Here is an 8,620-nt window from a genome sequence, read left to right as displayed (position 1 = left end):
AGGCGGGGCCTGACGCCCCGCGCGAGGCGCGGCACAGCCTTCCGCAAGACGTCCGGCGTGAGGCGCTGCGCGATGCTCCGGGCGATGCCGAGCACGCTGATGCCCTGGTGGAGTCCAATGGCGCGCCAGAGCCAGTGCCCGCCGAGCGAGAGAGATCGTCGCGGTTTCGGAGAAATCGCGGTGTCGTGCGGCTGGGAGGCAGCGATTTCCCCGAAATCGCCAGGATCTTGCGCCGCGCACGCCGCCCGCGCGGGAGCGGCGTGCGCGACGCAGCCAAGCCTGACGAGGGCGGAGCCGCTGCAGTCAAGGCGGGGCCGGGCCAGGGAGACGCCAGCGCCAGCAAGGAAAGCAAGGGTGGTAAAGGCGGGGGTGTAGCGGTCAGTCGGGAGGTGTTGGGCAGGGGGGCGCGGCTCATCGGGCGGGCGGTGCGGGGGGAGCCGTGGCTGTTTGCGGTGTCGTTCGGTGGCGCGTGTCTGGTGGTGTTGCTGACCATTGGCGGCGCGTTTGTGATCGGCGCTGTGGTCGCCGACGTCATTGTGCCCGCTCTTGACCGGCGGGAGTTCGAGGTTTCCGCGGTGGCCGGGGCCGCTGCCGCGCTGGTGGGGCTGAGCCTGCTCCGGGTGGCCGGGATTTTCGCGCGGCGGCTGGGGTCGGTGACGATGCAGCAGCGGTTGCAGGCGAAGACCCGCAAAGTGTTGGTGAGAAGGTATCTGAGCCTGCCCATGGCGTGGCACCAGCAGCAGTCCACGGGGACTCTGCTGTCCCACGCCGGATCGGATGTGGACGCGTCGTGGTCGCCGGCCGCCAGTCTCGCCTACGCGGCCGCCACGGTGGTTTTACTGGTGGCCGCGATGACCGCGCTGCTGACCATCGACTGGGCGCTGGCCGCCATCGGGCTGGTGGCGTTTCCGCTGCTGTTCACGATTTTCGCGTTCTATTCGCGTGCCGTCGCGCCACGTTATCGCCGAGCGCAGCAACTGCGGGGCGAGGTGAGCGCGCTGGCGCATGAGAGCTTCGACGGCGCTCTCGTGGTCAAGGCGATGGGCCGGGAGGCCTTTGAGACGCAGCGGTTCCGGGCGAAGGTCGATGAGTTGCGCGACTGCCTGATCGCGATCGGCAGGATCCGGGGGCGGGCCGATCCGGTCATCGACTCGATCCCGAGCATTGCCACGCTCACCGTGCTGGTGGTGGGCGCGTGGCGGCTGCGGGCCGGTGCGGTCGACCTGGGCGAGCTGACGACGGCGGCGTTTCTGTTCGCGTTGCTCGACATGCCGGTACGGGCGATAGGCTGGCTGTTGACCGCCCTGCCACGGGCCGTGGCAGGGTCGGAGCGGGTCGACAAGGTCCTCGCCGCGAAGGGCGACATGCGCTACGGGTCGTCCACAGTGGACCCAGGTCCGGCCGACCTACGGATCTCCCGCCTCACCTTCCGCTACCCGGGCCGAGAACCGGTGCTGCACAAGGTGAGTCTGCATCTCGCGGCGGGCACTTTGGTGGCGCTGGTCGGGGAGACCGGCTCGGGCAAGTCGACCCTGATAGCTCTGGCCGCGCGCCTGGTCGACCCGGAGTCCGGCACGGTCAAGCTCAACGGGATCAACCTCAGAATGCTTGGCGCGCAACCACTCGCGGGCGCGGTTGCGCTCGTGCCACAGCTCAGTTTCGCCTTCGACGACACGGTGCGAGTGAACGTGGCCCTGGGCCGGGAGGGGATAGACGACCACCGCATCTGGGAAGCGCTGCGACAGGCGCAGGCCGACGAATTCGTCACCAAGCTTCCCGATGGCTTGGACACCGTGCTGGGCGAGCGCGGCGTGGTGCTCTCGGGCGGGCAGCGTCAGCGAATCACCCTGGCCCGTGCCATAGCGGGAAGGCCGGGCCTGCTGCTGCTTGACGATGCGACGAGCGCGGTCGACCCTGCCGTCGAGTCGGCCATCCTCGACCGCCTTCGCGGCGAGCTGAGCCGCACAAGCGTGTTGGCCGTGGCCACCCGGCGGGCGGCGGCGGAGCGGGCCGATCGCGTGATCTACCTGGAGCACGGCCGCGTGAAAGCTGCGGGCGCCCACGAGGAGCTGCTCGCCCACATTCCCCGGTACGCCGAGCTGATGCACACCTACGACAGGGCGGTGCCATGACCGAGCTTGTCGAGATCGTCATGAGATTGGGATTCGGTCATGTCTTCGCCGCAGGCGATTGCCTACGGCGGGAGGCAATGGCATGACGGAGTCGACCTGGCACACCCTTCGCCGTGGGCTTGCGCTCTCTCCCGAGCTGTATCAAGGGCTCGCCGGCACCCTGGCTCTCGCGGTCGCGATGACGGCGGGACGGGCCGCCGTTCCGGTCGCCATCCAGCGCGGCATCGACGACGGATTACGCGCACCGGGCGGCCCTGACCTGGGCGCGATCGCGTCGATCGCCACGGTCACCGGCCTCATCCTGTTGGGCAGCATGGTCAGCGGGTACTTCATGATGACCCGCCTGTTCAAGGTGAGCGAGAACGCACTGGCCGCGGTGCGCGCTCGCGTGTTCCGGCACATCCACGATCTGTCGATGCTGCATGTGCAGGCCGAACGCCGGGGGGCGCTGGTTTCCCGCGCCACCACCGATGTCGACCAGATAACCTCGTTCCTGCAATGGAATGGGGTCGTCCTGCTGACCTGCATCGGCCAGACTCTGGTCACGGCAACGGTCATGCTCTTCTATTCCTGGCGGCTGACCCTGGTGGTGCTTTTGGTCTTCGCGCCTGTGGTCTGGGTGGTGCGCTCGTGCATGCGCCGGCTGGGGCAGGCCTACGCCTTGGTACGCCTGCGTTCAGCCAATATGCTCAGCGTCATCTCGGAAAGTGTGGCCGGGGCCGAGGTCATCCGCGCCTATCAGGTTTCCGCCCGCACCGCCGAGCGGCTCGACGATGCGGTGGACGGCTTTCGTGCGGCGACCAACCGGGCCTCCCGGCTGACCGTGACCGCCTATTCGATCGGCGAGCTGGCCACGGGTTGTGCGCTGGCGGCCGTGGTCGCGATCGGCGTCATGTCCGGAGTGGACGGTGCCATGGGCGCGGGCGAGATCACCGCATTCCTGTTTCTGGTAACGCTTTTCGCCCTGCCCGCTCAGGTCGCCGGGGAGATGCTCAACGAGATGCTCAACGCCATCGCCGGCTGGCGGCGCGTGCTGGACGTGCTCGACCTCAAGCCTCAGGTCGCCGACCCTGTCGACGGGGTCGAGCTGCCGCCCGGCCCGATCGACGTGACGTTCTCCGATGTTTGGTTTGCTTATCCGGGTACCGAGAAAATGGTTCTGAAGAACATCAGCCTGGATATTCCGGCCCGGACCCGGCTGGCCGTGGTGGGCGCGACCGGCGCGGGCAAGACCACCTTGGCGAAGTTGCTTACCCGCCTTGCCGATCCGGAGCGCGGCGAGGTGCGGCTCGCCGGGGTGCCGGTGACGCAGATCAGTTCGGCCAGCCTGCGCCGGCGGGTGGTCATGGTGCCGCAGGACGGTTTCCTCTTCCGCGGTACGATCGCCGACAATGTCCGGTTTGGACACTCGGTGGACGTGGCCGAGGTCTTCGCCCAGCTCGGCCTCGACGATTGGGTGAACGGGCTCCCGAAAGGTATCGATACCGCGATCTCAGAGCGCGGTCACGGACTCAGCGCGGGCGAACGTCAGCTCGTCGCACTGGCGCGGGCCCACGCGGCTCGGCCCGATCTGCTTGTCCTGGATGAGGCAACAAGCGCCGTCGATGCGGCGACCGAGCGGAGGCTTGCTATCGCACTGGACGCGGCCGCCCGGGGCAGGACGACGATCACGATAGCGCACCGTATAACCACCGCCGCTCGTGCCGATGAGATCATCGTTGTTGACGACGGACAGATCGTCCAACGCGGATCGCATACCGAGTTGATAGAAGATCAAGGCTCGATTTACGCTTTCCTGCACGCAGCCTGGGTCGCCACAGTGAGTTTTTCCGCCTGACACGATTACTTTTGCGGCGGAGCATCTTTGACAGCTTAGCCGTGACGTGGTTTAGGGTGAGGCCACAATTTTGGCGTAAGGTGCAAATCCCCGGGTAAGCCATAGTGGTTACTTTGTGGGATAACTAGAAGCTGTCATTCTGGTTAAGGAGACCGATCGTGGCCAAGGCAAAAAGCTCGCGCGTCCCTGCCATCTGGGGAAATGTACCGCCGCGGAACGCACACTTCACCGGTCGCAGTGCAATTATCGCCCAGATGCGTGAGAGCCGTGAGCAGCTGGCACGGCAAGTGGTGCATGGGTTAGGTGGCGTCGGGAAGACCGAAATCGCTGTTGAGTATATCTATCGCTTTGAAGCTGACTATGACCTCGTCTGGTGGATCCCGGCCGAGAACAGGGAGTCCATCAGAGCCACATTTGTGTCGCTTTCGAGCGCGCTGGAGCTGTCGGAAATTGGGGGATTGGACAGTGTTGCCACGCGCGTAGTGGACGAACTCAGGTCGGGTAGGCGATCTCATCGCTGGCTGCTGGTATTCGACAATGCGAACGATCCGGAGGTCGTTGGACGTTTCACTCCTAATGCTCTCGGTCACGTGATTATCACGTCGCGCAACAGCAACTGGAGGAGCCCGGCCGCTTGCTTTGAGGTTGACGTGTTCAACCGGGAGGAGAGTGTCGAGCTTCTCGGAAAGAATTGGCCACGGCTCGGGCCGATCGATGCATGTGAACTAGCGGCGAATTTGGGTGATGTGCCCCTAGCGCTTAGTCGGGCGGCCGCCTTCAACCGGCAATCGGGCATGCAGGCGGCGGGCACCTACAAGGGGGAGTTCGGGAAAGATGTATACGAGCACCTGGGCGTGGAAGCGGCGTGGCGGCCTGGCCTTGAGGGGCTTGCGGCGAAGCATCCTGATGCGGCACAGCTGTTCAAGCTATTTGCATTCTTCGGTCCTGAGCCGATTTCAGGGCAGATGCTTTTGGACGCCCGCATAGGCGAGTTGACTGCCCAGCTGAGCGGCATTTTGCGAAATGAGGCCCACCTGGGGCGGGCATTGACTCAGATCGCTAACGGATCCTGGGGCAGGATCGATGGACCGCGCCGCACAATCATCATCAATCCATTGGTGGCACGTTGGCTTCGGGCGGACGTGGGGCGAGAGGAGAGCGACGAGTACATTCGGATGGGGCGGACGATCTTGGTCGCTACCAACCCGGGTCCGCCTGAAGAGGTGAAGAATTGGCCACGACACGAGCGACTCAGTCCGCACATTCGTGCCCTGAGGTTGTATCTGTCGTCGGAACCTGCCAGCCAGAGGCTGACGCTCGATCAGATTCGGTACCTGTATGCCATCGGCGACTACGCAGCAAGTAGTGAACTCGCTCGCCTTGCTTTGTCCTGGTGGAGCAACGAGCTCGGACCCGACCACGAGCTGACCCTCGCCGCAGAGCTGCAGCTCAGCGAAGCCTTGCGACGCCTGGGCGAGCACAAGCACGCCACGGTGCTGACACAGAAACTCACCCAGCGGATTCCTATCGCGCTGGGCGAGGATCACGAGCTCAACCTTGCCGCGTTGACTTCTTGTGGCGCCGACCATCGCAGGGAAGGCGACCTCGCGAAAGCGTTGAAGGTGGACCAGGACTGCCTCGGCCGGAGTCGCGCCGCGCTCGGAGGGAATCATCCGCGCACCATGGACGCCGCGCACAACCTGGCTGCCGATCGTCGTCTGCTTGGCGACTTCGCGAAGGCCAAGGAACTCGACGAAAGCACCTTGCAGAACCGACGCGAAAAGCGAGGCGACAGCAGCCCGGAAACCCTCGCGTCAGTAAATTCTCTCGTGTTCGACCATATTCTCCTTGGCGACTACGCAGAGGCCAAGAGGGTGCTAGAAACCAGCAGAACCTCTGCGGTGCAGAGTAGGTCGGCTCATCTATCGTTGTTGCAGGCGGCCCAGATCGAGTGCGTGCTCAAACGCAAACTCGGTGAGCACGAGAAGGCTCTGGTGCCTGCCGAAGCGAACTTTGCGCAAACGCGTAGCCAGCTCACGAACCACCACGATCAGACCCTGGCTGCGCAGATGACCCTCGTCAATGCCCTCCGGGCGGCCCGCGATTTCGAGCGGGCGGAAATGATGGCCGAGCAGAACCTCAGCGCATTCATCGACCGGTTCAAGGCAGACCATCCATACACGCTGGGATGTGCGGTAAACCTGGCGATTGTTCGCCGGAGGCTGGGTCAGCACGACATGGCCATGAAGCTGGACGAGAGCACCCTGCAAAGTCTGCGGATCACGCTGGGCCAGGATCATCCTTACACCATTGCGGCGATGGTAAACATGGCAAACAACCTTGCGGAGGCCAGTCGGAGCCGCGAGGCGCAAGCTCTGTCGGCCGATGCGGCGGCGCGTTCGCGTGCCCGGTACGGGGCAAACCATTGGTACACGCTGGCGGCTGAGGCGAATCTCGCTTTGGACCAAGAAGCCGTCGGCCTGTGCTCAGATACGGCGGCCCTGCGCGATCGCGTAAAACAGCAGGTGCGTCTCCAGCTTGGCCCTGAGCACCCGGAGACCGCGAACATTGAGCGGGGTAGGCGAGCGGAGATTGATATCGATTTGCTGATGCTCTAATGGACCGCCCATCGCATGTACTCTTCGCTCTATGCCGCCTTCTCCGAAGATCTTGCATATCGCGTGGGGTGAAATGGAGGTCGAGAACCTCGGCCCAGGCAAGGATTTCAAGCTGTTCCCGGGCGGTGGCCGGGAGTGGGACTGGTCCGAGACCGGCACCCGGCACAGCCCCGGCATCCAGCCGGCCGACGTCGAGGAGTTGCTCGCGGCCGGCGCCACCACGGTAGTGCTGTCCCGTGGCATGGATCTGCGTCTCGAGGTGGACCCGCGCACGATAGCGCTGCTGAAGCAGCGCGAGATCGCCATCCACGTCGCGGAGACGCGGGAAGCTGTCGAGATTTACAACAACCTGGCCGCCTCCACCGCGGTCGGTGGCCTCTTCCACTCCACCTGCTGACCCATATCCCCATTGACCGCAGTGCTGTTACCTAGGTACCGTGGGACCTAGGTAACAACATTTACGGGAGGAAGCGATGGCGGTAGAGCGAGTACAGCTCGGCGTGCGTATGGAGCAGAGCATGGTCAAAGTGCTTAAGGGCCTTGCCGAATTCAACGGGGAGACGCTCGGCGAGCTGCTGGAGAAGATCGTGCTGCACTCATTCGAGCCCGTGCCAGGAGATGAGGGCGAGTCGAGTGCGAGCCCGCACAGCAAGCGGCAGCTGGCCGCCGCCAAGGACCTCATGCGCATCTACGGCATGAACCTCGACGTGCATGCCAGCCGCGGTTTTGAACGCGACACCGCGGAAACAGAGTCCTAATTGGACAACATGGACAGGCGCGTGTGCGGGTCGGCGATGACGGCCTGGAGCAGGCTCTCGTAGTGCTGGAGAAGGACGACGATTCTGTTGTGGCTGAACAGGTCCGTGTCGTAGCGCATGCCCACGCGGATGCCCTGCGCGTCGAGCCGCCAGACGTCGACGACGAGGTCGTGCAGCACCTTGGGGTGGCCGTGCGGGAAGTCGGCCACCCACAGCTCGCCCAGCTGTGACGGCTTGTTCTCGTTGTCGTTGCGCATGCTGAAGATGGCTTGAAAGACCTGGGTGCGGCTCGGGTCCTTGGGCAGGTCCAGCCGGGCGACGATCTGTCCAAACGGGACGCTCTGGCGGCGCAGCGCGCCGATCACGGTTTCCCTGGTGCGGCCCAGCAGATCCTGGAAGGTGGGGTCGCCGGAAAGGTTGGTGCGCAAGGCCAGTGTGTTGGCGAAGAGCCCGACGAGGGGTTCCAGCTCGACTCGGGTGCGACCGGCGACGGGGGAGCCCACGCAGAAGTCGGTCTGGCCGCTTTCGGTGCTGAGCAATGCTTGCAGGCCGGCCAGCAGCACCATGAACGGGGTGCCGCGCACGCCTTTGGCGAGCCGGGCGATGCCGGCGGCGAGCTCGCCGTCCATCTGCCGCACGATTTCGGCGCTGTTGGTGCCTTTGGCTGCGGGCCGAGGGTGGTCTGTCGGCAGATTCAGCGGGGGTACGGCTTCCAGCCGGGAAACCCAATACGCCAGGTGATCCGGGTCGGGCTCCTGGGCGGCGGCGAAGTCACCGTATTGGATGGTGAGCGCAGGGAGCTGGCCGCCCTCGATCAGGGTGCGCATCTCGCGGCCCACGATGCGCAGCGAAGCACCGTCGGAGACGAGATGGTGCATGGTGAAGCACCAGATGTGATGGTCGTCGTCGAGGCGCAGGAAGCAGGAGCTGACGAGCGGGTCGTTGGTCAGGTCGAGCAGGGTGTGGGTGCGCGCGGTGACCAGCCGCTGCGCCTCGTCCTCCCGCTTCTCCTCGGGCAGGTGGCGCAGGTCGATCAGGTCGGTGTCTATCCCCGCGCCGGGGTAGATGACCTGGACGGGCTGGCCGTCGCGCAGGGTGAATCCGGTGCGCAGGCTTTCGTGCCGGTTGACGATCTCGCTGACCGCTCGCGACCACAGCTCCGGGTCCAACGGCCCGCGGATGCGCCAGGTTAGGAAGAGGATGGGGGAGGCGTCACCGGGGTAGGCGGTGCACAGGTACCAAAAACGTTGCTGGAGTAGCGAAAGCGGCATCTCC

Annotated in this window: 6 protein-coding genes; 5 read left to right on the top strand and 1 reads right to left on the bottom strand. The window is 65.0% G+C overall.

What is annotated here, in order from left to right:
- From Rhe02_RS45330 to Rhe02_RS45310, 5 genes are all read left to right on the top strand, one after another.
- A partial coding sequence (locus Rhe02_RS45330) for an ABC transporter ATP-binding protein (RefSeq protein ID WP_308442075.1) occupies positions 1 to 2,132 on the top strand: 2,132 nt, incomplete at its 5' end.
- 82 nt (positions 2,133 to 2,214) lie between these two features.
- Complete coding sequence (locus Rhe02_RS45325) at positions 2,215 to 3,969, top strand: ABC transporter ATP-binding protein (RefSeq protein ID WP_203914756.1); 1,755 nt, start codon at positions 2,215 to 2,217, stop codon at positions 3,967 to 3,969.
- Between the two features lie 158 nt (positions 3,970 to 4,127).
- Positions 4,128 to 6,587 (top strand): FxSxx-COOH system tetratricopeptide repeat protein, encoded by a 2,460-nt coding sequence (gene fxsT / locus Rhe02_RS45320; protein ID WP_203914755.1) that lies wholly within the window; start codon positions 4,128 to 4,130, stop codon positions 6,585 to 6,587.
- A 31-nt stretch (positions 6,588 to 6,618) separates the two neighbouring features.
- Positions 6,619 to 6,984 carry an Mth938-like domain-containing protein gene (locus tag Rhe02_RS45315; RefSeq protein ID WP_203914754.1) on the top strand — a complete coding sequence of 122 codons (366 nt, stop codon included), beginning with the start codon at positions 6,619 to 6,621 and terminating at the stop codon, positions 6,982 to 6,984.
- 121 nt (positions 6,985 to 7,105) lie between these two features.
- On the top strand, positions 7,106 to 7,345 hold the full coding sequence (locus Rhe02_RS45310) for a hypothetical protein (RefSeq protein WP_203914753.1): 240 nt from the start codon (positions 7,106 to 7,108) through the stop codon (positions 7,343 to 7,345).
- On the opposite strand, the gene Rhe02_RS45305 is transcribed toward Rhe02_RS45310, so the two are convergent.
- Entirely contained in the window at positions 7,342 to 8,616 is a 1,275-nt protein-coding gene (locus tag Rhe02_RS45305) for a condensation domain-containing protein (RefSeq protein ID WP_239124476.1), read from the bottom strand. The two genes, Rhe02_RS45310 and Rhe02_RS45305, sit on opposite strands and share 4 nt — an antisense overlap.
- Between the last annotated feature and the right edge of the window lie 4 nt (positions 8,617 to 8,620).

Origin of the sequence: Rhizocola hellebori (genome assembly GCF_016862955.1) — a bacterium.
GTDB lineage: Bacteria > Actinomycetota > Actinomycetes > Mycobacteriales > Micromonosporaceae > Rhizocola > Rhizocola hellebori.
The sequence above is the reverse complement of the archived record's forward strand: the minus strand, read 5'-3'. Positions and strand labels throughout refer to the sequence as shown.